This is a genomic window from Pseudomonas sp. NBRC 111123 (assembly GCF_001320205.1).
GTDB classification, from domain to species: domain Bacteria; phylum Pseudomonadota; class Gammaproteobacteria; order Pseudomonadales; family Pseudomonadaceae; genus Aquipseudomonas; species Aquipseudomonas putida_J.
In genome coordinates, this window is sequence record NZ_BCAZ01000068.1 from 1 (window position 1) to 26,713 (window position 26,713).

The window sequence follows — 26,713 nt, forward strand, 5'->3', positions numbered from 1 at the left end:
CTTCGCGGGTAAACCCGCTTGTGTCTTGGCGAGGGGATAGAATCTGAAGTGAGAGCGGTGAATGGCAAGCTCATAGCCCGAGGTGCCTTGAGCACGTGTGGGAGCAAAAGCTGCCATTCACCGTTCCACTTTGGCGAGAGCCCGAACAGTTGGATGAGGGCCGTAATCTCGAATCACAAGCGTGGGCCAAGCCAAAGCGCTCTCACTTCTTGAGTTTAAGAGGGTTTGGCCATGTCTTCCTCTGTCGGCATCGATGTTTCCAGTGCCACACTTGCCGTTCACATCCGCCCTGAGGGTGTGAACTTCAGTGTTTCCAATGACTTGAAAGGATTTCAACTGCTCGTCGAAAAGCTTGGCGGGTATGCAGTTTCAATGGTTTTGCTCGAAGCTACTGGTGGTTACGAGTGCAATGTCCTCAAAGCGCTGCAGGATGCCGACTTTCCGGTTTGCCGGATCAATCCCAGCCGTGCCCGGGACTTTGCCAAGTCGATGGGTAAACGCGCCAAGACCGATCCCATTGACGCCGCTGTTTTGGCTCACCTGGCTGAAGTGATGCCCCCACGGCCTTGCCAGGTGATGACACCTGAGCGAGCTTTGCTGCGCGAACTGCTTATGCAGCGGGATCGCTTCGTCCAACAGCGCGACGATGACAAGCGGCGTCTGAAGCAGGCGCGGGCTATCAGTGTTTGTTTGCGGCTGGAACAACACATTGCCTATCTGAAGGGTGAAATTCGAGCGCTGGAACAGGAGATCGCACAGCAGGCAGCAGCTTTGCCTGATGATCGTGTCAAACAGCTCACGCAAGTCAAAGGAATTGGTCTGATTACTGCCGGAAAGCTGATGGCCTTGCTGCCAGAGCTGGGTCAGGTGGATAAGAAGGAAATTGCCGCCTTGGTCGGTGTTGCGCCATTCAATCAGGACAGCGGCAAGCAGTCGGGCAAGCGTTCAATCTGGGGTGGGCGCTCACAAGTCAGGCGGGCGCTCTATATGGCCTGTTGGGTGGTGATCCGGCATAACAAAGACTTCAGCGAGCGTTACAACGCGCTGCGAGCGCAGGGGAAATGCGCGAAGGTAGCAGTGGTGGCGTGCATGCGGGTATTGATAGTGCGGCTGAACGCGATGCTCAAGACTGGAACGCCCTGGCAGAAACAGGTAGTTCACTCATAGGATCCAGCCTTGCTGGCGATGCCTAACAGAGTCGGGCTCGGGGCGCTACGCGCCCCATCGCTGGCAAGGCCAGCTTCCACAAGAAGACAGTTGCTCCCACAGGGATTGCACAGATTTTGAAGTTGGTGCAGGACTTGTGGGAGCGGGTTTACCCGCGAAAAGGCCGGTACAGGCTTACCGAGACAGGTCTTCGATCACCTTACCCAGCGAAGCCGGCAGCATCGGCCCATGTCCCAGCCCTTCGAAGCGCTCAAAGCGCACCCGCAGCCCTTGCACCCTGGAAAGATCAGCCGCCAGCGCCCGCGCCGGCCGCTCCACATCGCCCTTCACCGGCATACGCGGATTCGCCGGCTCCTCGCTCCCGCGCATCAGCAACAACCGCGGCCGGCTGTTACCCAGGCGCTGCTGCAACCCCTGCGCCTCACGCACGATCGCCCCGTCGTTCCACCACAGTGATGGGCTGGCCGCTGCATAGTCGCTGAACGCCCCTGGCCGGGTGAACAGCGCATGCAGCACCGCCAAACCACCATAGGAGTGCCCCCACAGCGTCTGCCGCTGCAGGTCGATTGGGGCCACGCCCGCCACCAGCGGCCGCATCTTCAGGGTCAGCAAATCAAGGAACGCATCCACCCCACCGCTGGGCTCGCCCGTGAGTGGATCGCGCTGCTCGGCCTGCCCAGGCAGCGCCGGGGTGTAGTCGAAGGTACGCCCGGCGCGCGCGATACGCTGTTCGGTCTGGTACCCCACGGCTACCAGCAACGGCGCCTGGCCGGCGGCGAGCTCGCTCAGTTGCTGGCCATCCAGCGCGCCAATTGCCGCATTGCCGTCGAGCATCCACAGCACCGGATAACCGGCCGCAGGCGCCGGGCGATCCGGCTTGCCGATCCACAGACGGTAGTGGCGCAGGCCGTCCGCCGAGTCCAGGTCGAGGTGACTGAAGCGGTAGGCCAGGTCCTGGCGCTGCAGCAACGATGTGTCCATCTTCTGCTCTCGCTCTGGCTGTGCCACGGCAACTGGGGTGGCCAGCGCCAGGGCCAGCACCAGGGGCAGGGTCATCTTGCTCATCAGGTGTCTCGTCAGGGCGTTGCGAGGATCGCAAGGCTTGAAAGCCCCAGATGATAATCAGTGCTGTTTGGCCGTAAAGCGCATTAACTTTCTAAACATTCCTGGCCGATCGGCAGCATCACGTGCAGGCACAAGCCAGGGTGACCATTGCTGGCCCACAGCCGGCCGCCTTGCAGTTCGATGGCGCGGCGGGCAATGGCCAGCCCGAGGCCAAAGCCTGCGCCGCTGTCGGGCAAGCGTTGGTAGGGTTGGAAGATGCGCTCAAGGTCAGCTTGCGGTACGCCGGGCCCTTGGTCGCTCAGGCGCAGGTGCCAGCAGTCGCCTGAGCGCCAGCCATCAAGGCTGACCCGGCCGTCGTCAGGTGAATGGCGGATGGCGTTGCGCATCAGGTTTTCCAGCGCCTGGGCCAGGCTGTCCAGGTGGGCCTGCACCCGGCAATCGGTGCCCAGCGAACAGGGCAGGCGTGATTGCTCCCAGCCACTTTCGAAGCAGATGTCCTGGCACAGCGCTTCCCACACGGACAGCATCAGCACTGGTTCAGTAGGCAGTTGCGGTTGCTCGGTGTCCATCCAGGCGAGGTCCAGGGTGTCTTCGAGCAGCTTCTGCATGTCGTTGACCTCGCGCCCCAGGCGCTCACGCAGTTGCGCTGGCGGCAACTCGCTGTCGTGGGCGATGCGTAGCCGCGCCAGGGGGGTACGCAATTCGTGGGACAGCGTGCGCAGCAGCAAGCGTTGTTGCTCCAGGCTTTGCCGCAAGCGCCCGGCCATGTGCTCGAAGGCCTGTGCCAGCTCGCCCAGTTCATCGCGGCGCTCCTGCAGGGGCAGCCCCGGGCTGTCCAGGTCGTCCGCACGCAGGGCATCGGCGCGGTCGCGAAGGCGGTTGAGCGGCACCACCAGTTGCCGGTAGATCGCCAGGCCCAGCAGCAGGGCGAGCAGCGTGGGTACGACGCCGTGGGTGATGACATGGGTCCAGGGCGTGAGGCCGGTGGGCAGCAGGCGCTCGGGCAACTGCATCACCAGGCGGCCGTTTTCAGGGTGCTGCGGAAACTCGATGCTGACGTAGGGCAGTTCATCCTGCAGGCGCCGGCTCATGGGCCAGTCGAGCTTGCGCATGAAGGTCAGGTGGCTGGCCTCTTCGGCGTCCAGCGCCGTGGTGCCAAGGCTTTGCAGGTGCGGCCCGAGTAACACTACCCAGGTGTCTTCGGCATGTTCGAGCTCGCGGCGGAAGGCTTCGGCCCCCGAAGCGCCTGCTTGCTGCCAGGCTTGTTCGGCCTGCTGCGCATAGCGGGCGAGATAGTCCTGGTCGGCTTGGGAAAGAAAATAGGTACTGCGCTCCACCGACAGGCCCCAGGTCCAGATCAGCCAGGTCAGCAGCAGGCAGAAGCTGACCTGCAATGCTGCCAGTTTCCACAGCAAGGGATGCCGGCGCATCAGGCGTGTTCCGTGTTGACCAGGATGTAGCCCTGGCCGCGTACAGCCTGGATCTGCAGGTGCTGGGCAGCGATATCGACCAGCTTGCGGCGCAGGTTGCACACGTGCACATCGAGGCCGCGGTCCAGGCGGGTGTAGGCCCGGTGCAGCACGGTCTGGTAGAGGAACGGCTTGCTCAGGGCCTCACCAGGGTGGGCATTCAACGTGGCCAGCAAGCGGAATTCAGATGCGGTCAGGCCGGCCGCTTTGCCATGGTGCAGCACATCCTGCAGGTACTGGTCAAAGACCAACGGGCCGGGCTCGCTGTGCGGGAGCGGGTTGCGGCCGAAGGCCACGCGTCGCAACAAGGCATCCACCCGTGCGTCCAGCTCCGCGAGGCTGAACGGCTTGGGCAGGTAATCGTCCGCACCCCGGGTAAAGCCGCTGATACGGTCCTGCTCGGCGCCAAGCGCCGACATCAACATCACGGGCACGGCATGCTGGCGGCGCAGTTCGTCGAGCAGGCTCAGGCCGTCGATGCCCGGTAGCATGATGTCCAGCAGTACCAGGTCGAAACGGCTGTGCTGCACGGCATTCAACGCTTGGGTGCCGGTAGCGCAGGCGTTGACCAGAAAACCGCGGTTGAGAAAGTGGCGCTGCAGGTCCTCACGCAGACGTGCATCATCTTCGGCGAGGAGGAGTGAAGTGGGCATCGGTGGTCTTTAATGAGAATTCGTATCAGTTAGCCATCATCCCACTGTGGACGGGGGAAGGGCAATCGCCCCATGTCGGCCGCATGTGTTAAGAAGGTTAATCCTGCTGCACCCCGGTTTTTCGTCCGGTATCGTTCGCAAAAAGCAACTGGTTTCGTTTGCGATTAAATATCATTTGGACGAAGGGTGTGTCATGAGCGGTTTCAAAGGTGTGGGGAGCCCGCGGCGGCTTCGGGGATGGCTGGTGCTGGGGCTGCTGGCGCCTTTTTCGTTGTCGGCACTGGCTGAGACGGTGGCAGACCAGGCTGCTGCGGGCGACACATCGCTCGACCTGCCGGCCTTGACCATCGAAGGTAACCGCCTCTACGACATGCTCCCCTCGGAGCAGACCGGTGGTTACAGCGTTGATGCCGCCACTGTGGGCACCAAAACCCCGGCGGCACTCAAGGACATTCCGCAATCGATCACCGTGTATACCCAGGACTACGTCAAGGACCGCCAGTTCGTGCATCTGGACGACCTGGCCAAGTACACAGCAGGCCTGCGTACCCTGACCAACGACAGCGGTCGTTCGTCGATCTACGCCCGTGGCTACGAGTACAGCGAGTTCAACATCGACGGCCTGCCGGCACCCATGGCCAGTATCTTTGGCACCGTGCCGTCGCTGGCCGCCTTCGACCGGGTCGAGATCATGCGCGGCCCGGCCGGCCTGTTCAGCAGCACCAGCGAGCTGGGCGGCATCGTCAACATGGTGCGCAAACGCCCGACCGCCGAATTCCAGGGCCATGTCGAAGGCAGCTATGGCACCTGGGACACCAATCACGAGGAAATCGACCTGAGCGGGCCGCTGGATGCTGCTGGCCGGGTGCGGGGGCGTTTCATCACCTCGCGCGACGACACCAATGGCGAAGTCGACTACAACGCCAACACCAGCAATAGCTACTACGGCGCGCTGGACATCGACCTGGACGACGACACTCAGCTGTCGTTCGGCCTGATCCACGAGGTGAAGAACATCACCCCGCACAACGGTTACCCGGCCACGTTGTCTGGTGAGGTGCCCGACTTCAGCCACTCGCGCTTCCTCGGCGCCGACTGGAACTACTTCGACGGCAAGACCACCGACCTGGTCGCCGAGCTGACCCACCGCTTCGACAACGGTGGCTATGGCCGCGTTGCCGCGCGCGGTTCGCACCGCGATACCAACTACCTGTATGCCTTCACCGCGACCAATGCCAATACCGGGGCCAACTCCGAGCGCGCCAGCGCCCGCGACTTCACCCAGGACACCTACTCGCTGGACGCCAGCTACAGCCAGCCGTTCGAAACCTTCGGCCAGGTCAGCGAATTCGTGGTCGGCACCGACTACAAGAACTACGACACCGAGTACCTCAACGGCACCACCAACCTGGGCAGCATCAACGTCAACACCTACACGCCGACGCGTTTCGCCAAGCCGTCACCCAACTACAGCACCGAGACCGGCATGCAGGAAGAGGAATACGGCCTTTACTCCAAGGTCACCTTCCGCCCGGTCGAGCGCCTGGCGCTGATTGCCGGTGGCCGCTTCAGCTGGTATCGCGGTGACTTCTACACCACCACCCTGAGCAGTGGCTCGACGGTCGACGACAACAAGCGCGTCGATGGCCGCTTCACGCCTTATGGTGGCCTGGTCTACGACCTGACCGAAAACCACGCGCTTTACGCCAGTTATTCACAGGTGTTCAAGCCGCAGTCGGACACCGACGGCAATGGCCGGGTGCTCAAGCCGCGCCAGGGTGAGCAATATGAATTCGGCCTGAAAAGCAGCTACTTCGGTGGCGATCTGAACACCCGTTTCTCGGTGTTCCGCCTGACCGACAAGAACCGCGCCAGCACCGAATACGATGCCGATGGCGTGGACACCGGCTTCTCGGTCGCCTCCGGCAAGACCCGGGTCAAGGGCGCCGAAGTGGAAGTCAGCGGCAAGCTGACGCCGAACTGGGAGTTGCTGGCGGGGTATACCTGGATGGAAACCGAAACCGTCGAGGGTGATGCCGAGACCACCTTCTTCATCATGCCGCGCAATCAGGCGTCGCTGTGGAGCAAGTACACCATCAGCCAAGGCCCGCTGACCGGGTTGGCCATTGGTGGCGGTGTGTCGGCGATGAGCAACTTCTACTCCGAAAACGGCGGGGTGCGTATCGATGCGCCGGGCTATGCCACCGTGGACGCGATGCTGTCGTACCCGGTGACCTCGAAGCTGACGGCGACGTTCAACGTCAACAACCTGTTCGACCGCGATTACCTGTCGCGGGTCGGGTCGACCTCGACATTCAACTTCTATGGGCCATCGCGAAGCATGATGGTCGGGGCGCGGTATGACTTCTAAGTTCAGAAAATTCCCGTTGTTTGTAGTCCATTTCTGAATTAGCTTCCTAGCGCCCTTGGGCCATTGCGGTGGTGTTCTCGGCGGAATAGTGTGGCCCGGTCGTTGCCAAATCAGCGACCGGGCCTGCAAGCCCGTACAGACATCAGTACCGCTTTCCGAGTTGCTGTTTGCCAGCAAATTCGGTCGATGGTGGCTGCGTGCGGGAGATCTTCGGATCTGCCGGTTCTCGTCTGTCCGGTCTTGCAGACCCGTGCGTAGCCGCCACCCATCAAATGCAAGTGATGACGTGGTGGTCCCTTCGGATACAGACGAGGTTACACCATGCTTAAGATTGTCCCCGATCCACCCCACGATATTCATTCCCTTGAAGACACCCTGATCCAGGCCACCGACTACGCGCTGTGCGCGACGACTGTGGTACATCAGGCGTTGCAGCTCCAGCCCAAGTTGCCGGCATCGATCCTGATGATGACCTCGATGCATGAGCTGGAGGCGCTGCGGGCTTTGCTCGAATCAGCGCTTATCCAGGTGCAGATGACTGCAAGTCCTCGGACTCTGCATTAAGGCTTGAGTGATGCACTGCCAGGTCTGGCCCTTTCGCGGGTGAACCCGCTCCCACAGGTACAGCGCAAGCTTACAGCCCTGTGGCGATTCCCTGTGGGAGCAACTGTCTTCTTGTGGAAGCTGGCCTTGCCAGGATGCCCGCGAACAGGCCTCGGAACTGATGGGCTATGTGCGGGAGCTGACCATCCTCGGCCTGATGGACGAGAAACCAATGATGATCTGGGCCTCGCACTACCTGAGTGCGATGGCAAAGGCGCTGATGGATGATGCCGAACTCGGCATGAGGCATTGATGGGCCTGGCTTGAGGGGGCATCAGGGCCACCCCATGCACGCCGGGGAAGTTGTAGCGCCTATCAGATCGAGCGCCGCCCGCGCGGCGCATCGCGGATAAATCCGCTCCTACATTTGTTGCAACGTGGCCATGCCTGTCAGGCCATGGTTGTCAGCCTGTTTGTAGGGCTCAAGTCATGCGCCAAGGCTGACAACCATGGCGTAACAGGTTCGGCACGTTGCAACAGATGTAGGAGCGGATTTTATCCGCGATGCGCCGCGCGGCGGCGCTCGATCTGATAGGCGCTGCAAACCATCGGCCTACAAAAAATGGGCATTAAAAAGCCGGCTTGTGGCCGGCTTCTCGGGGACGGTTCCGACTAATTTATGGTAAGTCGCAGCCGCCTTAACTGTGTGGCCAGCAAGGGCCTGAAAGAGATGGCAGACGGTCGTGTGGAACGTCGCCGAGCCCTCTGGAACGCGGCTTGCGCCGGCCGGGGCTGAATGTGCCGCGTAGCATACAAGGGCTGGCGCGGTATGCCCAGCAAAAAATGGCACAGAGTGTGTCAGTCGGGGCGTCGTTGGCGGTAATGCGACCAATGGAACACCCAACCGAGTACTTCCAGATTCTGCACATCGCACTGCAAAGGTGAGTAGCGTTCCACCACCTCAGGCCGGTTGTGGCTGTGCAGGCACAGGGCGCCCTGGTGGCCAATGCTCAGGCTGTTCACCCTTAGCCTGCCGTTGTGCAACAGCGCATAGATCTCGCCATCAACCACACGGGTGAAGCTGAGGTCGATCGCCAGGATGGCATCGCGCGGTATCCACGGCGCCATGTTGGCGGCAGGCATGGTCATGCAGATGGCTTTTTCCACGGGCACGGCCAATGCCTCCAGCGCAGATGCCGGCATTGCCAGGCAATGATGCTCCACTGCCATGAGCTGGCCATTGCGCAGTTCGTTGAAGGGGACTTGCACCTGGGGAGGATGCGATATCGAGGGTAACCCGGATGTTTCTACCGGCGTCGACTGGGGTGCGTACATGCGTAGAAACGAATGCGGGTGCTTGGGGCCTTCGCCGGTTTGCAGCCAGCGGCGGCGCACGCAGAACAACTCGGCCAATTCATCGAGGCGGGCAATGGGGATGCCACGAGTGAACCAGTTGTTGATGTGCTGCGACGTGACGCGGCGCTGGGCAGCGAAGTCTGCGGGGGTCAGGCCACATTCCCTGAGGAGTGCCTTGAGTCGGTCACCGGATCTGTTCATGAGGCCGAGTGTAGCGGCCGGATGCTAATAGCGAAATGAACGAGATGTTGATCTGAATGGTGTGAAAATGGCTTGGATGTAGGGCGATGCTGTAGGGCGGCGTAGGGCTTTTTACCTGCATATGCGTCACCCATAAAAAAGCCCCGCCGAGGCGGGGCTTTTTCTGCAAAGCGGTATCAGCCTTTGTAGGCAGCGACCGATTTGGTGATCGCAGCGCGGGCGGCGTCGGCGCCTTCCCAGCCTTCGATCTTGACCCACTTGCCCTTCTCGAGATCCTTGTAGTTCGCGAAGAAGTGCTCGATCTGCTGGATCAGCAGGGCTGGCAGGTCGGTGTATTCCTTCACGTCGACGTACAGCTGGCTCAGCTTGTCGTGAGGAACGGCGATGACCTTGGCGTCGCCGCCGCCGTCGTCGGTCATGTTCAGCACGCCGACCGGACGGGCACGAATGACCGAGCCTGGGGCTACCGGGTATGGGGTCACGACCAGCACGTCCAGCGGATCACCGTCGTCAGCCAGGGTATTCGGAATGAAACCGTAGTTGGCCGGGTAGAACATCGGGGTGGCCATGAAACGGTCAACGAACAGGGTGTCGCTGTCCTTGTCGATTTCGTATTTGATCGGCGCGTGGTTGGCCGGGATCTCGATAGCGACGTAGATGTCGTTCGGCAGGTCTTTGCCAGCCGGAATCTTGCTGTAGCTCATTGGGCAGTGCCCCCGTGATTGCTCAAAAAGTGGCGGCGATTATAGGCACATTCCGCCAGGCCATGCCACGTCTGGCCTGATGTGCGGGCAAGATGAGCGGCCGCCTCAGGCGTGGCTTTCGCGGTACTCCGGGTGCTCGGCTTGCAGCTGCGCGAGGCGTGCCAGCGGATCCTGGCGATAGAACAGCGACAGCTGCCGGTACACCTGTGGATAAGCCTGGTGCAGCAGGTCGGGGGCGCTGAAGAAGTATTCGCTGGTGACGGCGAAGAATTCCGCCGGGTTTTCCGCTGCGTAGGGGTCGATGGCGGTTTGTGCGTCGGGGTCGGCGTCGAGCTGGCGATTGAGGTCGTCATAGGCCTGCTGCATGGCCGCGGCCCAGTCTTCCACGTGCATGCCCGGGTGCAGCGGCGGCAGGCCGTTGGCATCGCCATTGAGCATGTCGAGTTTATGCGCCAGTTCGTGGATCACCAGGTTGTAGGCTTCCCAGCTGCCACTGGCCAGCACACCGGCCCAGGCCAGGATGACCGGCCCCTGCTGCCAGGCTTCGCCGCTGTGCTCGGCATCCCATACGTGCTCCACGCCGCTGGCATCGCGGTGGCGCTGCGGGCTCTTGAAGTCGTCGGGGTAGAGGATGATCTCGTGGAAACCCTGGTACCAGTTCAATTCGCCCAGGTGCAGCAGCGGCAACTGCGCCTGAGCGGCCAGAAACAGGCGCTGCTCATCGTCAAGTTCGACCCCAGGGAGAGGGGTCAGGTGCTTGTCGAGCAGGAACAGGATGCAGGCTTCGCGCAGCCACTGGTCTTCTGCATCGCTGATGCCATCGAGCATTGGCAGGCGATCGCGGATCACCTGCCATTGCCGTGCGTCGATCGGGTAGCGCGCCAGGGTGCGCTTGCGCCGCCAGGCGCTGAAGGACCACATGTCTGCTGTCAGTGGGCCTTGGCGGTGCGGCCCAGGCGGCCACGCAGCAGGCCGAGGATCATCGGTACCAGCGAAAGCACGATGATGCCGACCACCATGAGCGAGAGGTGCTGCTTGATGAATGGCACGTTACCGAAGAAGTAGCCCAGGGTAACCAGGCCGCCGACCCACAGCAACGAACCCGCCACACTGAAACCGAGGAACCGCGGGTAATGCATGTGCGCAATGCCGGCGACGAACGGCGCGAAGGTGCGCAGGATTGGCAGGAACCGCGCCATGGTCACGGTCTTGCCACCGTGGCGTTCATAGAAGTCGTGAGTGCGCTGCAGGTAGTCGCGGCGGAATATCTTCGAATTGGGGTTGCTGAACAGTTTTTCGCCTGTCGTGCGACCGATGATGTAGTTGGTACTGTCGCCCAGGATGGCCGCTGCCATCAGCAGGCCCGCCAGCAGGACCGGGTCCATGCCACCCCCTGCGGCCACGGCGCCGGCGATGAACAGCAGCGAGTCGCCCGGCAGGAACGGCATCACCACCAGGCCGGTTTCGCAGAAGATGACAGCGAACAGGATCGCGTAGATCCAGGGGCCGTAATTGGTGACCAGCAAATCGAGGTAGGCATCGAGATGAAGGATAAGGTCCAGCGGGTTGAATTCCATGTACAGCACCTGTGTTCTTGACCCGCTTTACGGGCACGCAATGACGGACAATGCCCTGGGTGTCGGCATCAATGCCTGTGGACGGGTAAATTTTCACACATGGCAGGTCGATGCATTATACGGCTAAGTAGGAAACCTGCCCGGGGAGTTTGTAGCGGGGGGTTACTGGTACTTGCAGGTGTACGCGATCTTTGTAGGCGCGCCCTTGCCGGGGCCGCTCTGCGGCCCTTTCGCGACACGAGGCCGCTCCTACAACGATCGTGGTGCGGTTCAGTCCTGGCTGATCGGCAGGATGTAGTTCTCGAACTCGGTGTCCTTGCGAAAGCCGATCGACTCATAGGTCTTGCGCGCCGCCTCGTTATTGGCGCTGGTCGAAACCCGCATCCGTACCGCGTTGGTTTCCTTGGCCATCTTCTTGGCCTCACGCATCAGGTGGTCGGCTACCAGCATGCGCCGTGAATCTTCGGCCACGAAGATGTCATTGAGAATCCACACCCGCTTCAGCGACAGCGACGAATAGCTTGGATAAAGCTGGCAGAAGCCGAGCAGTTTGCTGTCATCGTCGACTGGCAAAGCCAGGTAAATGACCGATTCACCGCGCATCAGGCGTTTTTGCAGGAATTTGCGCGAGCTGTCGGGATAAGGGAGCTGCCCATAGAACTCGCGGTATCTGACGAACAGCGGGGTGAGCAGGTCGAGGTGTTCCAGGGTTGCCTTGATGATGCGCATGTGCGGCCCTCAGAGTCCATTTGGGGAAACAGCGAAATGCCTGCAGCGTTCATGGGCATGCTGCCCCAATGCTGGCCATCAGTGCAATCCGCCTTCCGTGACATGTTCTTTAACCTTCGCCGAGCAGGAAGTTGCCTCGCTGGGTGGGGGCATGTTCGCTGTCGATGCTATGGACCTCGGCTTCGTCCTTCAGGTTCACACCGGAAAGCTGCCGCCTGCAGGCTTCGCGCATCAGGTATAGCAGGCGATGGGCGGCCATGCCGTAGCTCAGGCCTTCAAGGCGGATGTTGGAGATGCAGTTGCGATAGGCATCGGTCAGGCCGACCTTGGGTGCGTAGGTGAAATACAGGCCTAGGCTGTCTGGCGAGCTCAGCCCCGGGCGTTCACCAATCAGCATTACGGTCATGCGTGCACCGAGCAACTGGCCAACTTCGTCCGCCACCGCAACCCGGCCTTGCTCTACCAGCACCACCGGGGCGCTGGTCCAGCCATCGGCGGCGGCCTGCTCCTCGAAGCGGGCCAGGAACGGCAAGGTATGGCGGTGCACGGCCAGGGCCGAGAGGCCGTCGGCGACCACGATAGCCAGGTCGACCCCGTCGGGGTTGGCCTGGGCGTGCTGGCGCAAGCGTTCGGCCGAGTCATCGTTGAGCCGCCGGCCGAGGTCGGGGCGTTGCAGGTATTGGTGGCGGTCGCTGGCGGCGCTGTGCAGCACCAGGCTGTCGCGGCCACGGGCCTTGAGCTGTTCGCTCAGGGCGGCGTGGTCGAAGGCCAGGTGCACGGCGTCACGGGCCTGGGCGTGGGCAAACTGGAAGTCCAGTTGTGCGCCGGTGGGCAGGCTGATGCCGGTACGGCCCAAGGCGATGCGCGCCGGGGTCAGGTTGCGCAGGGCCAGCCAAGGGTTTTCCTGGGTAGAGGGCGGGGTGGGGGTACGGTCTGCCATGGTCACCTCTTAAGCCAGCTGTGCCAATGCCTGGCGGAATGCCGGCGGCAGGTTGTCGCCAAAGCGCACGCGGCCATCGGCCTGGGTGAAGATGCCGGTGCGTTGCAGCCAGGCTTCGAATTCCGGCCCGGGCTTCAGGCCCAGGGTCTGGCGCGCATACAGCGCGTCGTGGAACGACGTGGTCTGGTAGTTGAGCATGATGTCGTCGGAGCCAGGAATACCCATGATGAAATTGATCCCGGCCACGCCCAGCAAGGTCAGCAGGGTATCCATGTCGTCCTGGTCGGCTTCGGCGTGGTTGGTGTAGCAGATGTCGCAGCCCATCGGCACGCCCAGCAGCTTGCCGCAGAAGTGGTCTTCGAGGCCGGCGCGGATGATCTGTTTGCCGTTGTACAGGTACTCGGGGCCGATGAAGCCGACCACGGTGTTGACCAGGAACGGCTTGAAGTGGCGGGCCACGGCGTAGGCGCGGGTTTCGCAGGTCTGCTGGTCGACACCGTGGTGGGCGTTGGCCGACAGGGCGCTGCCTTGGCCGGTCTCGAAGTACATCAGGTTCTGCCCGAGGGTGCCGCGCTTGAGCGACAGGCCGGCCTCGTAACCTTCCTGCAGCACGTTCAGGTTGATGCCGAAGCCGGCGTTGGCTGCTTCGGTGCCGGCAATCGACTGGAATACCAGGTCCAGCGGCACGCCGCGGTTGATTGCTTCGATCGAGGTGGTGACGTGGGTCAGCACGCAGGCCTGGGTGGGGATGTCGTAGCGCTGGATGATGGCGTCGAGCATTTCCAGCAGGGCGCAGATCGAGGCGATGCTGTCGGTCGCCGGGTTGATGCCGATCATGGCGTCGCCGTTGCCGTAGAGCAGGCCGTCGAGAATGCTGGCGGCAATACCGGCCGGTTCGTCGGTCGGGTGGTTGGGCTGCAGGCGGGTCGACAGGCGCCCGCGCAGGCCCATGGTGCCACGGAACCGGGTGACCACGCGGATCTTCTGCGCCACCAGTACCAGGTCCTGCACGCGCATGATCTTCGACACTGCGGCGGCCATTTCCGGGGTCAGCCCTGGCGCGAGGGCGCGCAGGCTTTGTTCGTTGGCCTCTTCGCTTAGCAGCCAGTCGCGCAGGCCGCCAACGGTCAGGTGGCTGACTGGCGCGAAGGCCTTGGCGTCGTGGGTGTCGACGATCAGCCGGGTGATTTCGTCCTGTTCGTAGGGGATCAGTGCTTCATTCAGAAAGTGCGTCAGCGGTATGTTGGCCAAGGCCATCTGCGCGGCCGCGCGCTCACCGTCGTTGGCGGCAGCGACGCCGGCCAGGAAGTCCCCGGAACGCGCCGGGCTGGCCTTGGCCATCACGTCCTTGAGGCTGTCGAAGCGGTAGACCAGGTGGCCTACCGTGTGTACGAAACTTGCCATACAGAATCTCCAGAGCCGCGGGCTGGCCCGCGGCAGGTGGCGGCGATCAGTGCAGGGCCTCTTCGGCCTTCTGGATCGCGGCGAATTCCTCTTCCGGTGTGCCCGCGACCAAGTGGTGGCGGCTGTAGAACGCAAAGTAGGCAATCAGTACCGCATAAATCACCGCGGCGCCAATCACTACCCGTGGGTCGACCAGGAAGCCTGCGACCACGGCGATGCAAGCCAGCACCAGGGCCAGGCCCGAGGTGAAGATGCCGCCCGGGGTGCGATAGGGGCGTTCCATTTTCGGCCGGCGGATGCGCAGGGTGATGTGCGCGGCCATCATCAGCACATAGGACAGTGTGGCACCGAATACCGCTACCAGGATCAGCAGGTCGCCCTGGCCGGTCAGCGACAGGGCGAAGCCAATGATGCCGGGGATCACCAGCGCCATCACCGGGGCCTTGCTTTTGTTGGTTTCCGACAGTTTGCGCGGCAGGTAGCCGGCGCGGGACAGGGCAAAGATCTGCCGGGAATAGGCGTAGATGATCGAGAAGAAGCTGGCGATCAGGCCTGCAAGCCCCACCAGGTTGACGAAGCTGCCCATCCAGGTGGAGCCACCGTAGGCTTTGGCCAGCGCCTCGACCAGCGGGTTGCCGGAGGCCTTCAGGGCTTCGGAGCCGGCACCGCCAGGGCCGACCACCAGGATCAGCAGGGCGAAGGCCAGCAGTACCAGCATCGCGCCGATCAGGCCGCGCGGCAGGTCACGCTTGGGGTTCTTGGTTTCTTCGGCGGCCAGTGGCACGCCTTCGACGGCGAGGAAGAACCAGATGGCATAGGGGATCGCTGCCCACACACCGACATAGCCGAACGGCAGGAAGCTGCTGGCCCCTGCGGCGTCCGTTTGAGCGATGTCGAACAGGTTGGCTGCATCAAAATGGGGCACCATGGCCACCAGGAATACGGCCAGGGCAATGGCCGCGATGGCGGTGATGATGAACATCAGCTTCAGCGCTTCACCCACGCCGAAGATGTGAATGCCGATGAAGACCACATAGAACGCCAGGTAGATCATCCAGCCGCCGATGCCGAACAGTGACTGGCAGTAGGCGCCAATGAACGTGGCGATGGCGGCAGGGGCGATGGCGTACTCGATGAGGATCGCCGTGCCGGTCAAAAAGCCGCCCCACGGGCCGAAGGCACTGCGGGCAAAGCCATAGCCGCCGCCTGCGGTAGGGATCATCGAGGAAAGCTCGGCCAGCGAGAAGCACATGCACAGGTACATGGTGGCCATCAGCAGGGTAGCGAGGAACATGCCGCCCCAGCCACCCTGGGCCAGGCCGAAGTTCCAGCCGGCATAGTCACCGGAAATCACATAGGCCACACCAAGCCCCACCAGCAGTACCCAGCCGGCGGCGCCTTTTTTCAGTTCACGTTGCTGGAAATAGTCCGATCCGACTTTTTCGAAGTCGACGGAAGACCCTGCCGGCACGCCGGCGGAATGATCGCTTGGCATAGTTTCACCTGTTTTTTTTCTGGGTGGCCGGAAGGGGTCCGAGCCGATGGTGATGGGTACTGCAGGAAGCGAGCCAGAGCGGTTGGTACACGGTTGCCGCTCTGGATTTTGTGTTTGCAGGCCAGGCCTCTTCGCGGGTAAACCCGCTCCCACAGGAGTGTTGCGATTCCCTGTGGGAGCGGGTTCACCCGCGAAGCAGGCGACGCGGTTTAGAAGAAGCCCAGCGGGTTGATGTCGTAGCTCACCAGCAGGTTCTTGGTCTGCTGGTAGTGGTCGAGCATCATCTTGTGGGTTTCACGGCCGACACCGGACTTCTTGTAGCCACCGAACGCAGCATGCGCCGGGTACAGGTGGTAGCAGTTGGTCCACACGCGGCCAGCCTTGATACCGCGGCCTATGCGGTAGGCGCGGTTGATGTCGCGGGTCCACACGCCGGCACCGAGGCCGAACTCGGTGTCGTTGGCAATGGCCAGGGCTTCGGCTTCGTCCTTGAAGGTGGTGACGCTGACCACCGGGCCGAAGATTTCTTCCTGGAACACACGCATGCGGTTGTTGCCTTTGAGCAAGGTCGGCTGGATGTAGTAACCGGTGGCCAGCGAGCCTTCGAGTTTTTCCACCTTGCCGCCGGTCAGCAGCTCGGCGCCTTCGTCCTGGGCGATCTGCAAGTACGAGAGGATTTTCTCGAACTGCTGCTGCGAGGCCTGGGCACCGACCATGGTGTCGGTGTCGAGTGGGTCGCCGCGCTTGATCTGCAGGACCTTCTTCATCACCACTTCCATGAACTGCGGGTAGATCGACTCCTGCACCAGTGCGCGCGATGGGCAAGTGCACACCTCGCCTTGGTTGAAGAACGCCAGCACCATGCCTTCGGCGGCTTTGTCGATGAAGCTCGGCTCAGCCTGCATGATGTCTTCGAAGTACACGTTCGGCGACTTGCCCCCCAGCTCGACGGTGGACGGGATGATGTTCTCGGCAGCGCATTTCATGATGTGCGAGCCGACCGGGGTAGAGCCTGTGAAGGCGATCTTGGCGATGCGCTTGCTGGTGGCCAGCGCTTCACCGGCTTCGCGGCCGTAGCCCTGCACCACGTTGAGCACGCCTTTGGGCAGCAGGTCGCCAATCAGCTCGACCAGCACGGTGATGCCCAGCGGTGTCTGTTCGGCCGGCTTGAGCACCACGCAGTTACCGGCGGCCAGGGCCGGGGCGAGTTTCCAGGCGGCCATCAGGATCGGGAAGTTCCACGGGATGATCTGCCCGACCACGCCCAGCGGTTCGTGAATGTGGTAGGCCACGGTGTTTTCGTTGATTTCGGCGGCGCCGCCTTCCTGGGCGCGAATGCAGCCTGCGAAATAGCGGAAGTGGTCGACGGCCAGCGGGATGTCGGCGTTGAGGGTCTCGCGGATCGGCTTGCCGTTGTCCCAGGTTTCGGTGATGGCCAGGATTTCCAGGTTCTGTTCGATACGGTCGGCGATCTTCAGCAGGACGTTGGAGCGGTCCTGTACCGAGGTGCGGCCCCAAGCGTCGGCGGCGGCATGGGCGGCGTCGAGCGCTTTGTCGATGTCTTCGGCAGTGGAACGGGGGAATTCGGCAATCAACTTGCCGTTCACCGGGGAGGTATTTTCGAAATATTGCCCTTTGACCGGAGCTACGAACTCACCACCGATGTAGTTGCCGTAGCGGCTCTTGAAGGCAACCTTGGAGCCGTCGGTACCGGGATGTGCGTAACGCATGGTGTGTCTCCTGGCTATTGTGTTTGTTAGGGAGTTGAGAAGCGTAGAGCAAAGGTTGGGCCAGCGTGGCGAGCCCTAGCCAAATCAATGGCTTGAGGCACGTGGGCGGTACTTTTTGATGGGCTTGTGTGCCAGCGCTGGCACGGGCTGGGTGACACTTTGTACCGTTTGCGGTACGCGCTTGACCGGGCGGTCGCCGCGGAGGATGCTGGCTGATATCTCTATCTGCGGAGAACAACAACTAATGCAGAGCAATCTTTTCACTCGCCATGCCCAGCAAGTTCACACGGTTGCCCGTGGCGAAGGTGTCAGCGACCCTTCGATCGCCCGTTCCTGGCTGCGCTGTCTGGATGATTACCACCTTGACCCGTCGGTGATCGAGGCACCCGTGGTGCTCGAGCATGGTCGCCTGCTGGAGAGTCGCGAGCGCCTGCGCCAGGTGCTGAGGATTGCCGACAACGAGATGAACAGCTTGCACCAGCAGCTGTCCGGTACGGGCCATGCGGTGCTGCTGACCGATGCCCGCGGGGTGATCCTCAACTGTGTCACCGCACCCGGTGAGCGGCGCAACTTCGAGCGTGCCGGGCTATGGCTGGGCGCGGACTGGAGTGAAGCCCGCGAAGGCACCAATGGCATCGGTACCTGCCTGGTCGAGCGCCAGGCCCTGACCATTCACCAGAACGAGCACTTTCGTGGCCGCCATACCGGCCTGACCTGTTCGGCGAGCCCGGTGTTCGACCCGCACGGCGAGTTGCTGGCGGTGCTCGATGTGTCCTCGGCGCGGCCTGACGTGTCGCGCCAGAGCCAGTTCCACACCATGGCGCTGGTCAACCTCTCGGCGAAGATGATCGAGAGCTGTTATTTCCTGCGTCATTTCGAGCAGCAATGGTTGCTGCGCTTGCACGTGCAGGCCGAGTCGGTCGGCCAGTTCAGCGAAGGGTTGCTGGCGTTCGACGGCGATGGCCGCATCTGCGCTGCCAACCAGAGTGCCCTGAACCTGTTGAGCACCATTCGCGGCGGCGTATTGGGCAAACCGCTGGAGATGTTCTTCGCATGCAGCCATGACGAGCTGTTCAGCCGTGCCACGCCGGGTGGCAGTACGGTCTGGCCGTTGCGCACCCGCGATGGCCGGCAGGTGTTCGCCAGCTTGCGCGGGCAGGCGCGAGCGCCGCTTTGGACGGTGCCGGTCAGCCTGCCCCAGGCCAAGCCCGCTTCAGAGCCAGGCATCTGCTTGCTGGACCCGGCCTTGCAACACGATTTCCAGCGTGCCGTACGCGTGTTCGAGCGCGATGTGCCGCTGCTGCTGTGCGGCGAGACCGGTTGCGGCAAAGAGGCCTTCGCCCAGGCCGTGCATCAGGCCAGCCAGCGCCGTGGCAAGCCATTCGTGGCAGTGAACTGTGCGTCGATCCCCGAGAGCCTGATCGAGAGCGAGCTGTTCGGTTATCGCGGTGGCAGCTTCACCGGGGCGCGGAAGGAAGGCATGCGCGGCAAGTTGTTGCAGGCCGATGGCGGTACGTTGTTGCTGGACGAGATCGGCGACATGCCACTGGCTTTGCAGACCCGCCTGCTGCGGGTGCTGGAAGAGCGCCAGGTGGTGCCGATTGGCGGTGAGCCGCAGGCGGTAGATGTGCGTATCGTCAGCGCCACGCACCGCGACTTGCTGGAGCGGGTGGAGCAGGGCAGTTTCCGCGAGGATCTCTATTACCGGCTGAACGGGCTTGAAGTGGCACTGCCAGCGGTGCGTGAGCGTACTGACAAAGAGGCATTGCTGGACCTCCTGTTACGTCAGGAAGCGCAGGGGCAGGTTGTACATCTGGCGCCTGAGGCGCGCCGGGCGCTGCTGGATTTTGCCTGGCCAGGAAACGTGCGGCAGATGCGCAATGTGTTGCGGACCCTGGTTGCCCTGTGCGAAGGCACGCATATCGAAATCTCGGACCTTCCTGCAATCTTTAGAAGTGACGCGGGCCCTGTAGGAGCGGCCTTGTGTCGCGAAAGGGGCGCGCAGCGGCCCCAGGATCTCACCGGTGATGCGCAGTCCGCCGGGGCTGCTGCGCAGCCCTTTCGCGACAAAAGGCCGCTCTTGCACGCTGAGCATCAAGCGCTGATGGAGGTGCTGGAGGCAAAACACTGGCACTTGACCCGGGTCGCCGAGCACCTGGGCATCAGCCGCAATACCTTGTATCGAAAACTGCGCAAACACGGCATTGCCAGGGGCGCCTGAGCAAAACTCCGGGTGCGATTTCCCGCGCCCTGGGCTACCCTGCCTCGAAGTTTTGCGAGGTCGACCATGCATATTCATATTCTCGGTATTTGCGGCACTTTCATGGGGTCGCTGGCGGTGCTGGCCAAAGAGCTCGGCCACCGTGTCACCGGCTCCGACGCCAACGTCTATCCACCCATGAGCACCCAGCTCGAAGCCCAGGGTATCGAGCTGACCCAGGGCTACGACCCCGCTCAGCTGGACCCTGCACCTGATCTGGTGGTCATCGGCAATGCCATGTCGCGGGGCAACCCGGCGGTGGAGTATGTGCTGAACAAGGGGCTGCCTTATGTGTCCGGCCCGCAGTGGCTGGCCGACCATGTGCTGCAGGGCCGCTGGGTGCTGGCAGTCGCGGGTACCCACGGCAAGACCACCACCAGCAGCATGCTGGCCTGGGTGCTTGAGCATGCCGGCATGAGCCCGGGCTTCCTGATCGGCGGCGTGCCGCAGAACTTCTCGGTATCGGCCCGCCTGGGTGGCACACCGTTCTTCGTGGTCGAGGCCGACGAATACGACAGCGCCTTCTTCGACAAGCGCTCAAAGTTCGTGCATTACCATCCACGCACCGCGATCCTCAACAACCTTGAGTTCGATCACGCGGATATCTTCCCTGATCTGGCAGCCATCGAGCGGCAGTTCCACCATCTGGTGCGGACCATTCCGAGTGAAGGCCTGGTCATTCACCCGACCTCCGAGCAGGCGCTGGAGCGCGTTATCGGCATGGGCTGCTGGACCCCGGTGCAGACCACCGGTGAAGGTGGCCAGTGGCAAGCACGCCTGCTCAGCGCCGACGGCTCGCGTTTCGAGGTGTTGTTCGACGGCGAAGTGCAGGGTGTGGTGGACTGGGCCCTGACTGGCCAGCACAACGTCGCCAACGCCCTCGCCACCCTGGCCGCTGCCCGTCATGTGGGTGTGGTGCCGGCCATGGGCATCGAAGGCCTGAGCGCGTTCAAGAGCGTCAAGCGGCGTATGGAGAAGGTCGCTGAAGTTCAGGGCGTGACCATCTACGACGATTTCGCCCACCACCCGACCGCCATCGCCACCACCCTCGACGGCTTGCGCAAGCGCGTTGGCGAAGCACCGGTCATCGCCATCGTCGAACCGCGCTCCAACTCCATGAAGCTTGGTGCCCATCGTGACGGCCTGCCGGAAAGCGTCAACGACGCTGACCAGGTGATCTGGTATGCGCCCGCCAACCTGGGCTGGGACCTGGCTGCCACTGCGGCGCAATGCAAGGTACCAAGCGTGGTTGCCGATAGCCTTGACGCGATCATCGAGCGGGTCAAAGGCCAGGCGCGCCCAGGTACGCATGTGGTGATCATGAGCAACGGCGGCTTCGGCGGCCTGCACGGCAAGCTGGCTGAGGCCTTGAAGTGAGCGGGCCGGAGCGTATCACCCTGGCCATGACGGGTGCCTCCGGGGCGCAGTATGGCCTGCGCCTGCTCGATTGCCTGGTGCGCGAGGACCGTGAGGTGCATTTCCTCATCTCCAAGGCCGCGCAACTGGTAATGGCCACCGAGACCGATGTGGTCCTGCCGGCCAAGCCGCAGGCCATGCAGGCATTTCTTACCGAATATACCGGTGCTGCCGACGGGCAGATTCGTGTTTACGGCAAGGAAGACTGGATGTCGCCGGTGGCTTCGGGCTCCGGTGCGCCAGCCGCGATGGTGGTGGTGCCGTGCTCTACCGGTACCTTGTCGGCAATCGCCACTGGTGCCTGCAACAACTTGATCGAGCGTGCCGCCGACGTCACCCTCAAGGAGCGTCGGCAGCTGATCCTGGTGCCGCGCGAGGCGCCGTTCTCGACCATTCACCTGGAAAACATGCTCAAGCTGTCGCAGATGGGCGCGGTGATCCTGCCAGCGGCGCCCGGCTTCTACCACCAGCCGCAGACCATCGACGACCTTGTCGACTTTGTCGTGGCGCGCATTCTCAACCTGCTGAACATTCCGCAGGACATGCTGCCGCGCTGGGGCGAACATCATTTCGGGGTTGATGATTGAGGCGTTTGCTAGCCTGCTTGCTGGCTGCAGGCCTGCTCGGCGGCTGCGCCACGGTGCGCACGCTGGATGCCAACAAGCCAGGTGCGCCGGTGGTGTATGCCGGGACCCGGCTGGATATGTATGTGATCAATGGCGGGTGCTGCCCCAAGGATCGCTTCGGGGCTGAGGCGCCGGCGTATCCACACCTGGACCTGCCGGGCAGCATGCTGCTGGATACACTGTTCCTGCCGTTGTCATTGCTGACTGCGGCAGGAATAGGTTTTCAGGCTACGGGTGGCCTGTAGGGGCTATTTTTTGCCGAGTTTGCGCAACTCGTCGGACTCGATCACCCGTATTCCGTCCTCTTCTTCCAGCGCCAGGCGCCACAACGCCCGTGCCAGGGTGCAGGCCTCGATACCCCGGTACTTACCCGGCATCAACTTGGCAAACGGTGATGCGAGCTTCTCGCCCAGCCGTGGTTGCAGCCGTTCACCCAGCAGCAGCGATGGCCGCACGATGGTCAGTTGCGGCCAGTCCTGGGCCTTGAGTGCTTCTTCCATCTCACCCTTGACCCGGTTGTAGAAGATCGGTGACTTGGGGTCGGCACCTATGGCGCTGACCACTAGCAGGTGCCGCGCCCCCATTTCCCGGGCGCGCTTGCTGAATGCCACGACCATGTCCAGATCGACGGCGCGAAACGCTTGCTCAGAGCCCGCCTGCTTGAGGGTGGTACCCAGGCAGCAGTAGGCAATATCGACGCGACCGGCCAGTTGCGGGAGAAATACTGCCGGGTCGCCCACCGGGTTTTCCAGGTGGGGATGCCCGGCCAATGGCCGGCGAGTCGGTGCCAGTACGCGACTGATGGTGGGTTCGTTGAGCAGGCGGTCGAGCAGGTGCTCACCAGTAAGGCCGGTGGCTCCGGCAAGCAGGACATGCTGAGGCGTCAAGTACATGATGTCTCTCCCTTGTTACACACAAGCTTAGTGGCTGGCAGGCGTTTTTGCCTGTTCTTCCGCCTTGGCCTGTGCCGCATTACGTAAGGCTTCTTCGGCCTGGTGCTTACGCAGTTGCTTCCAGTGTGCCAGTACTGCGGGCGGTGCCCAGATTTGTGGTTCGGAGGCTTCGAAACCTTCCCTTCGTTCTCTTTCGGCAACACTGGTGCGGGCTAGTTCGAACGCTTGTTTCAGGTCATCGGTCTGGTTCAGGGCTTCGGCAAACAAGGCATCGCCGAAGTAGGTGAAGTCGGCCTCTTCCGAGCAGCCGAACGATACCCGGTCGGCACGCGCCGCAGTCATGATCACTGTGCGCTCATCTTTGAGCGGGGCGATGTAGCCACCTGAATAGCAGGCAGAGATGACAATGACCTTGTCGCGGTCCTTGAGTGGGGCCAAGGCGCTGGCCAGTTCGTCGGAGGACAAGTCAGCGAGCTGCAGCCGCGGCTGGTCGAGCACCAACTGGTGGTCCTGGCTGCCGTGGCTGGTCAGGTAGATGAAGATCAGGTCTTCCGGGCCGCTGCGTTCGGCCAGGGTGCGGGCGGCGCGGGTCAGGTTCTCGCGGGTAGCCATGGGGCGGGTAGTCATCTGGTCACGGTGGTTGACCAGGGTGACTTGGCCGCGGGCACCAAAACGTACCTTGAGCATGTTGCTGACATAGTCGGCCTCGCGCAGGAACACGCTTTGCTGGCCATCGCCGGCCAGGACCAGGCTGTACAGCTGGATGGGGGGGGCCGAGCGCGGTACCCGGGCCAAGGCTTCGTCAAGCAGGCGGCCCTGATTGAGCAGGGCCAGGTCCAGTGGGTCGGGCAGCAGCTTGCCTTTCTGGTCTCGGACGCGTACGCCATTGACCCAGAAACCGCTTTCTACCTGGCCGCTGGCCAGGGTCAGCTTGCCATGCCCCTGGTAGGCATCGTTGTCAAAACCACCGACGTATTGGCTGCCATCAGGCAACTGCAGGCTGCCTTGGCCAGACAGGCGCCAGTCAAGGAAAGTGCCTTTGTAATGGCTGCCGTCGCTGCCGAGCAGTTCGCCTTCGCCGATCAGCGAGCCGTCCTTGAAGTCGCCGATCCATACGTCGCCGTCGGCATTCTCGTAGCGACCGCGGCCTTCCAGGCGGTTGTCCTTGAACTCACCGATGTATTGCTCGCCATCGGTGCTGTCATAGGTGCCGCTGCCTTGCAGTTGGCCATCGACGAAGCGGCCACTGAACTGGTTGCCGCTGGCATCGCTGCGCACGCCCGCGCCATTGGGCTTGCCCTTGGCGAACAGGCCTTGGTAGCGGCTGCCATCGGCCAGTTCCAGTTCGCCTGCGCCTTCGTACTGGTCGTCCTTGAACTGGCCTCGGTAACTCTGGTCAGCCTGCTTGAGGCTACCTTCGCCATCACGCCGGCCGTGGCTGAAGGTGCCCGCATAGTGGCTGCCCGGGGTGGTCAGGTCGCCCAGGCCGTGGAACAGCCCCTTGTCGAACTGCCCACGGTAGACTTCGCCATTGCTGCCGTGCCACTCGCCCAGGCCATGCCATTGGCCGTCCTTGAAGTTGCCGGCGTACCAGCTGCCGTTGGGGTAGTCGATGCGCCCCTCGCCCTGCAGCAGGCCATCGACCACCTGCCCTCGGTAGCGACCGCCATCGGGCAGGCGCGCATCGGGTGGGGACAACGACTCACCATCGCCACAGGCAGCGAGCATCAGGGTCAGCGCGAGGGGGAGCAGGGGACGCATGGCGTAATCCGGGCAAAAGATCTGCCGAGTATGCCGCAGAATACGGGGCGCAGGTATCCGTGATCTGGCTGAAATCAAGGGTGGATTCTTCGCGGGCAAGTCCGCTCCCACAGGTACCGCACAAGGCTCGAGCCCTGTGGTGATTTGTGGGGGCGGGCCTGCCTGCGAAGAGGCCAGGTCAGACGAAGCAGAGCGAGAGGGGTTCGGCGATGTAGGCGGGCTTCGCTTCGCCTTCGATCTCCAGGGTAACTGTGGCTTTGAGCAGCCACTGTCCCGGTTTCTTCTCGATTACCTCGCCCAGGTCCACCTTCAACCGTACCTTGCTGTCGACTTTCACCGGCTGAATGAAACGCACGCTATCCAGCCCGTAATTGACCACCATCTTCAACCCCTCGGGCATCACCAGGATGTCCTCCATCAGCTTGGGGATCAGTGACAAGGTCAGGAAGCCGTGGGCGATGGTGGTGCCGAACGGGGTTTTCGCCGCCTTTTCCGGGTCGACATGGATGAACTGGAAATCGCCAGTGGCTTCGGCGAACAGGTTGATGCGCTGCTGGTCGATCTTCAGCCAGTCGGAACGTCCCAGCTCCTTTCCAACGTACTTCGTAAGCTCGTTTACCGGTACATAGGGCATCGCGACTCTCCAGGTTGTCATTTGGTACGAAAGTGCAAGATCAGCACGGCGAACCGTTTCAGTCAAGATGCCCGCTTTTCGGCGAATATCGGCTTATAGGTAGCGCGTGCTTATAATGGCCGGCATGCCTGAAGGAGATCCTTATGCTGTTGCGTGGTTTGACCTGGCTGGTGCTGTTTCAACTGCTGGGTACGGCGCTCAATCACTTGTGCGTGCCGATTCTGCCGGGCCCGATCATCGGCCTGTTGCTGCTCCTGTTCTTCCTCATGGCCCGTGGCGAGGTCGGCAAGCCCCTGAACGAGGCCGCCGGTAGCCTGCTGCGTTATCTGCCACTGCTGCTGGTACCACCGGCGGTGGGGGTGATGGTCTACGCCAAGGACATTGCTGCAGACTTCTGGGCGATCGCCGGTGCCTTGTTGATTTCCTGCCTGGTGACGCTGGTGTTCGTCGGTCTGCTGATGCAGAAGCTTATCGATCGCCAGCACGGCAAACGTGAGGAGCAGCCATGATCCTTGACTGGCAAGGCGCGCTCGACGCAGTGATTCACCATCCCCTGTTCGGTATCGGCATTACCCTGGGCGCCTACCAGATCGTGCTGGCAGCCTATGAAAAGACCCGTTGGATCTTCCTGCAACCGGTACTGGTGTCGATGCTGCTGGTGATCGGCGTACTGCTGACCTGCGGCATCAGCTACGCCGAATACCGCAAGAGCACCGAGATCATGAACATCCTCCTCGGGCCCGCTACCGTTGCCCTGGCGGTGCCGCTCTACCTTAACCTGAGGCGCATCCGTCAACTGTTCTGGCCGACATTTACTACGCTGGTAATCGGAGGCCTGTTCGCCACGGTCTGCTGCCTGCTGCTGGGCTGGTGGTTTGGTGCCGAACATATGATCCTGATGACCATGGCGCCAAAATCTGTCACGTCACCGATCGCCATGCTGGTGGCCGAGCAGATTGGGGGTGTGGCAGCGTTGGCGGCCGTGTTCGTATTGATTACCGGTGTGATCGGGGCGATCTTCGGCCCGGCGCTGCTGACCCGGTTGGGTGTGCACAGCCCAGAGGCGCGTGGTATGTCGCTGGGGGTAACGGCACATGCCGTGGGCACATCGGTGGCCTTGCAGGAAAGTGACGAATGCGGCGCCTTTGCCGCGCTGGCGATGAGCCTGATGGGGGTGGCCACGGCGGTGTTCCTGCCGTTGGCGGTCAGCCTGGTGGCTTGAGGAGTTGTGATGACGCTACCGCTGTTTCCGCTCAATACCGTGTTGTTTCCCGGTTGCCTGCTGGATTTGCAGATCTTCGAGGCGCGCTACCTGGACATGATTGGCCGCTGCATGAAGCAGGGTACCGGCTTTGGCGTGGTGTGCATCGTCGAAGGCGAGCAGGTCGGCAAGGCGCCGCCGGTTGTGGCTTCGATCGGCTGCGAAGCGGTGATCCGCGACTTCGTCCAGCAGGACAATGGCTTGCTGGGCATTCGTGTGGAGGGGGTGCGTCGCTTCGAGCTGAGCCAGACCGACGTGCAGAAGGATCAGTTGCTGGTAGGCGAGGTGCATTGGCTGGCGGAGCAGCCGGATAGCCCATTGATCGAACAGGATGATGATTTGCTGGCGCTGCTGGTCGCCCTCGGCGAGCACCCGATGGTCGAAGCGCTGGACATGCCGCGGGATGTCGACGGGCGCCAGGCGTTGGCCAACCAGCTGGCGTACCTGTTGCCGTTCAT

Annotated in this window: 26 protein-coding genes; 11 read left to right on the forward strand and 15 right to left on the reverse strand. The window is 62.4% G+C overall.

What is annotated here, in order from left to right; genetic code table 11:
- Nucleotides 1-231 precede the first annotated feature (231 nt).
- Nucleotides 232-1,167, forward strand: coding sequence for an IS110 family transposase (locus APH27_RS23965; RefSeq protein WP_060486073.1), 936 nt, complete (start codon nt 232-234; stop codon nt 1,165-1,167).
- Between the two features lie 174 nt (nt 1,168-1,341).
- Here APH27_RS23965 and APH27_RS23970 read toward each other — a convergent pair whose 3' ends face one another.
- The 3 genes from APH27_RS23970 to APH27_RS23980 form a co-directional block, all read right to left on the reverse strand.
- Nucleotides 1,342-2,232, reverse strand: a complete 891-nt coding sequence (locus APH27_RS23970) for an alpha/beta hydrolase (RefSeq protein WP_060486074.1) — start codon at nt 2,230-2,232, stop codon at nt 1,342-1,344.
- A gap of 83 nt (nt 2,233-2,315) precedes the next feature.
- Nucleotides 2,316-3,662, reverse strand: a complete 1,347-nt coding sequence (locus APH27_RS23975; RefSeq protein WP_060486075.1) for a sensor histidine kinase — start codon at nt 3,660-3,662, stop codon at nt 2,316-2,318.
- Nucleotides 3,662-4,354, reverse strand: a complete 693-nt coding sequence (locus APH27_RS23980) for a response regulator transcription factor (RefSeq protein WP_027917799.1) — start codon at nt 4,352-4,354, stop codon at nt 3,662-3,664. Before APH27_RS23980 ends, APH27_RS23975 begins: the two co-directional genes overlap by 1 nt.
- A gap of 193 nt (nt 4,355-4,547) precedes the next feature.
- On the opposite strand from APH27_RS23980, the gene APH27_RS23985 reads away from it, so the two are divergent.
- The 3 genes from APH27_RS23985 to APH27_RS23995 all read left to right on the forward strand — a co-directional run bounded on the left by APH27_RS23985 (nt 4,548) and on the right by APH27_RS23995 (nt 7,581).
- Complete coding sequence (locus tag APH27_RS23985; RefSeq protein WP_060486076.1) at nt 4,548-6,725, forward strand: TonB-dependent siderophore receptor; 2,178 nt, start codon at nt 4,548-4,550, stop codon at nt 6,723-6,725.
- 321 nt (nt 6,726-7,046) lie between these two features.
- Complete coding sequence (locus tag APH27_RS23990) at nt 7,047-7,289, forward strand: hypothetical protein (protein WP_060486077.1); 243 nt, start codon at nt 7,047-7,049, stop codon at nt 7,287-7,289.
- Between the two features lie 91 nt (nt 7,290-7,380).
- Nucleotides 7,381-7,581: a DUF3077 domain-containing protein gene (locus APH27_RS23995; protein ID WP_082435247.1), complete on the forward strand. Its 201-nt coding sequence runs from the start codon at nt 7,381-7,383 to the stop codon at nt 7,579-7,581.
- A 545-nt stretch (nt 7,582-8,126) separates the two neighbouring features.
- Here APH27_RS23995 and APH27_RS24000 read toward each other — a convergent pair.
- The 9 genes from APH27_RS24000 to APH27_RS24040 form a co-directional block, all read right to left on the reverse strand.
- Nucleotides 8,127-8,825, reverse strand: coding sequence for an XRE family transcriptional regulator (locus tag APH27_RS24000; protein WP_060486078.1), 699 nt, complete (start codon nt 8,823-8,825; stop codon nt 8,127-8,129).
- Between the two features lie 176 nt (nt 8,826-9,001).
- Nucleotides 9,002-9,529: an inorganic diphosphatase gene (ppa, locus tag APH27_RS24005; protein ID WP_003255365.1), complete on the reverse strand. Its 528-nt coding sequence runs from the start codon at nt 9,527-9,529 to the stop codon at nt 9,002-9,004.
- Between the two features lie 105 nt (nt 9,530-9,634).
- Nucleotides 9,635-10,450: a zinc-dependent peptidase gene (locus tag APH27_RS24010; protein WP_027917796.1), complete on the reverse strand. Its 816-nt coding sequence runs from the start codon at nt 10,448-10,450 to the stop codon at nt 9,635-9,637.
- Nucleotides 10,451-10,458: 8 nt separating this feature from the next.
- On the reverse strand, nt 10,459-11,106 hold the full coding sequence (locus APH27_RS24015; protein ID WP_060479237.1) for a DedA family protein: 648 nt from the start codon (nt 11,104-11,106) through the stop codon (nt 10,459-10,461).
- Between the two features lie 270 nt (nt 11,107-11,376).
- Nucleotides 11,377-11,835 carry a GNAT family N-acetyltransferase gene (locus APH27_RS24020; RefSeq protein ID WP_027917794.1) on the reverse strand — a complete coding sequence of 153 codons (459 nt, stop codon included), beginning with the start codon at nt 11,833-11,835 and terminating at the stop codon, nt 11,377-11,379.
- A 109-nt stretch (nt 11,836-11,944) separates the two neighbouring features.
- Complete coding sequence (eutC, locus tag APH27_RS24025) at nt 11,945-12,775, reverse strand: ethanolamine ammonia-lyase subunit EutC (RefSeq protein ID WP_060486079.1); 831 nt, start codon at nt 12,773-12,775, stop codon at nt 11,945-11,947.
- 9 nt (nt 12,776-12,784) lie between these two features.
- Complete coding sequence (locus tag APH27_RS24030) at nt 12,785-14,179, reverse strand: ethanolamine ammonia-lyase subunit EutB (RefSeq protein ID WP_060486080.1); 1,395 nt, start codon at nt 14,177-14,179, stop codon at nt 12,785-12,787.
- A gap of 46 nt (nt 14,180-14,225) precedes the next feature.
- Entirely contained in the window at nt 14,226-15,674 is a 1,449-nt protein-coding gene (gene eat, locus APH27_RS24035; RefSeq protein WP_027917791.1) for an ethanolamine permease, read from the reverse strand.
- Between the two features lie 209 nt (nt 15,675-15,883).
- Nucleotides 15,884-17,404: an aldehyde dehydrogenase family protein gene (locus APH27_RS24040; RefSeq protein ID WP_060486081.1), complete on the reverse strand. Its 1,521-nt coding sequence runs from the start codon at nt 17,402-17,404 to the stop codon at nt 15,884-15,886.
- A 244-nt stretch (nt 17,405-17,648) separates the two neighbouring features.
- Between APH27_RS24040 and APH27_RS24045 the strand changes: the two genes are divergently transcribed.
- The 4 genes from APH27_RS24045 (at nt 17,649) to APH27_RS24060 (ending at nt 21,951) form a co-directional block, all read left to right on the forward strand.
- Nucleotides 17,649-19,625, forward strand: coding sequence for a sigma-54-dependent Fis family transcriptional regulator (locus tag APH27_RS24045; protein ID WP_060486082.1), 1,977 nt, complete (start codon nt 17,649-17,651; stop codon nt 19,623-19,625).
- Between the two features lie 66 nt (nt 19,626-19,691).
- Nucleotides 19,692-21,041: a UDP-N-acetylmuramate:L-alanyl-gamma-D-glutamyl-meso-diaminopimelate ligase gene (gene mpl / locus APH27_RS24050; RefSeq protein WP_060486083.1), complete on the forward strand. Its 1,350-nt coding sequence runs from the start codon at nt 19,692-19,694 to the stop codon at nt 21,039-21,041.
- Nucleotides 21,038-21,667, forward strand: coding sequence for a flavin prenyltransferase UbiX (gene ubiX / locus APH27_RS24055; protein WP_013970698.1), 630 nt, complete (start codon nt 21,038-21,040; stop codon nt 21,665-21,667). The genes mpl and ubiX overlap by 4 nt, the downstream gene beginning before the upstream one ends.
- Nucleotides 21,664-21,951 carry a YceK/YidQ family lipoprotein gene (locus tag APH27_RS24060; RefSeq protein ID WP_027917787.1) on the forward strand — a complete coding sequence of 96 codons (288 nt, stop codon included), beginning with the start codon at nt 21,664-21,666 and terminating at the stop codon, nt 21,949-21,951. The genes ubiX and APH27_RS24060 overlap by 4 nt, the downstream gene beginning before the upstream one ends.
- A gap of 3 nt (nt 21,952-21,954) precedes the next feature.
- On the opposite strand, the gene APH27_RS24065 is transcribed toward APH27_RS24060, so the two are convergent.
- The 3 genes from APH27_RS24065 to APH27_RS24075 all read right to left on the reverse strand — a co-directional run bounded on the left by APH27_RS24065 (nt 21,955) and on the right by APH27_RS24075 (nt 24,994).
- Nucleotides 21,955-22,599, reverse strand: coding sequence for an oxidoreductase (locus APH27_RS24065; RefSeq protein ID WP_027917786.1), 645 nt, complete (start codon nt 22,597-22,599; stop codon nt 21,955-21,957).
- Nucleotides 22,600-22,626: 27 nt separating this feature from the next.
- Nucleotides 22,627-24,360: a C13 family peptidase gene (locus APH27_RS24070; RefSeq protein WP_027917785.1), complete on the reverse strand. Its 1,734-nt coding sequence runs from the start codon at nt 24,358-24,360 to the stop codon at nt 22,627-22,629.
- A gap of 178 nt (nt 24,361-24,538) precedes the next feature.
- Entirely contained in the window at nt 24,539-24,994 is a 456-nt protein-coding gene (locus APH27_RS24075) for a MaoC family dehydratase (protein WP_027917784.1), read from the reverse strand.
- Between the two features lie 143 nt (nt 24,995-25,137).
- Here APH27_RS24075 and APH27_RS24080 point away from each other — a divergent pair, with 143 nt between their 5' ends.
- The 3 genes from APH27_RS24080 to APH27_RS24090 form a co-directional block, all read left to right on the forward strand.
- Nucleotides 25,138-25,503: a CidA/LrgA family protein gene (locus APH27_RS24080; RefSeq protein ID WP_027917783.1), complete on the forward strand. Its 366-nt coding sequence runs from the start codon at nt 25,138-25,140 to the stop codon at nt 25,501-25,503.
- Nucleotides 25,500-26,216: an LrgB family protein gene (locus tag APH27_RS24085; protein ID WP_027917782.1), complete on the forward strand. Its 717-nt coding sequence runs from the start codon at nt 25,500-25,502 to the stop codon at nt 26,214-26,216. Before APH27_RS24080 ends, APH27_RS24085 begins: the two co-directional genes overlap by 4 nt.
- A 9-nt stretch (nt 26,217-26,225) precedes the next feature.
- Nucleotides 26,226-26,713 (forward strand): LON peptidase substrate-binding domain-containing protein (locus tag APH27_RS24090; RefSeq protein WP_060486084.1); only part of this gene is annotated, 488 nt, incomplete at its 3' end.

Excerpts from the sequence above, each read along its gene's own strand:
- APH27_RS24040 (WP_060486081.1), bottom strand. The coding sequence starts at position 17,404 with ATGCGTTACGCACATCCCGGTACCGACGGCTCCAAGGTTGCCTTCAAG.
- APH27_RS24085 (WP_027917782.1), top strand. The coding sequence starts at position 25,500 with ATGATCCTTGACTGGCAAGGCGCGCTCGACGCAGTGATTCACCATCCC.
- APH27_RS23990 (WP_060486077.1), top strand. The coding sequence starts at position 7,047 with ATGCTTAAGATTGTCCCCGATCCACCCCACGATATTCATTCCCTTGAA.
- eutC (WP_060486079.1), bottom strand. The coding sequence starts at position 12,775 with ATGGCAGACCGTACCCCCACCCCGCCCTCTACCCAGGAAAACCCTTGG.
- APH27_RS24010 (WP_027917796.1), bottom strand. The coding sequence starts at position 10,450 with ATGTGGTCCTTCAGCGCCTGGCGGCGCAAGCGCACCCTGGCGCGCTAC.
- APH27_RS23980 (WP_027917799.1), bottom strand. The coding sequence starts at position 4,354 with ATGCCCACTTCACTCCTCCTCGCCGAAGATGATGCACGTCTGCGTGAG.
- APH27_RS24070 (WP_027917785.1), bottom strand. The coding sequence starts at position 24,360 with ATGCGTCCCCTGCTCCCCCTCGCGCTGACCCTGATGCTCGCTGCCTGT.
- APH27_RS23985 (WP_060486076.1), top strand. The coding sequence starts at position 4,548 with ATGAGCGGTTTCAAAGGTGTGGGGAGCCCGCGGCGGCTTCGGGGATGG.
- APH27_RS23970 (WP_060486074.1), bottom strand. The coding sequence starts at position 2,232 with ATGAGCAAGATGACCCTGCCCCTGGTGCTGGCCCTGGCGCTGGCCACC.
- ppa (WP_003255365.1), bottom strand. The coding sequence starts at position 9,529 with ATGAGCTACAGCAAGATTCCGGCTGGCAAAGACCTGCCGAACGACATC.
- eat (WP_027917791.1), bottom strand. The coding sequence starts at position 15,674 with ATGCCAAGCGATCATTCCGCCGGCGTGCCGGCAGGGTCTTCCGTCGAC.
- APH27_RS24000 (WP_060486078.1), bottom strand. The coding sequence starts at position 8,825 with ATGAACAGATCCGGTGACCGACTCAAGGCACTCCTCAGGGAATGTGGC.
- APH27_RS24080 (WP_027917783.1), top strand. The coding sequence starts at position 25,138 with ATGCTGTTGCGTGGTTTGACCTGGCTGGTGCTGTTTCAACTGCTGGGT.
- APH27_RS24065 (WP_027917786.1), bottom strand. The coding sequence starts at position 22,599 with ATGTACTTGACGCCTCAGCATGTCCTGCTTGCCGGAGCCACCGGCCTT.
- APH27_RS23965 (WP_060486073.1), top strand. The coding sequence starts at position 232 with ATGTCTTCCTCTGTCGGCATCGATGTTTCCAGTGCCACACTTGCCGTT.
- APH27_RS24030 (WP_060486080.1), bottom strand. The coding sequence starts at position 14,179 with ATGGCAAGTTTCGTACACACGGTAGGCCACCTGGTCTACCGCTTCGAC.
- APH27_RS24015 (WP_060479237.1), bottom strand. The coding sequence starts at position 11,106 with ATGGAATTCAACCCGCTGGACCTTATCCTTCATCTCGATGCCTACCTC.
- mpl (WP_060486083.1), top strand. The coding sequence starts at position 19,692 with ATGCATATTCATATTCTCGGTATTTGCGGCACTTTCATGGGGTCGCTG.
- APH27_RS24020 (WP_027917794.1), bottom strand. The coding sequence starts at position 11,835 with ATGCGCATCATCAAGGCAACCCTGGAACACCTCGACCTGCTCACCCCG.
- APH27_RS24045 (WP_060486082.1), top strand. The coding sequence starts at position 17,649 with ATGCAGAGCAATCTTTTCACTCGCCATGCCCAGCAAGTTCACACGGTT.
- APH27_RS23975 (WP_060486075.1), bottom strand. The coding sequence starts at position 3,662 with ATGCGCCGGCATCCCTTGCTGTGGAAACTGGCAGCATTGCAGGTCAGC.
- APH27_RS24075 (WP_027917784.1), bottom strand. The coding sequence starts at position 24,994 with ATGCCCTATGTACCGGTAAACGAGCTTACGAAGTACGTTGGAAAGGAG.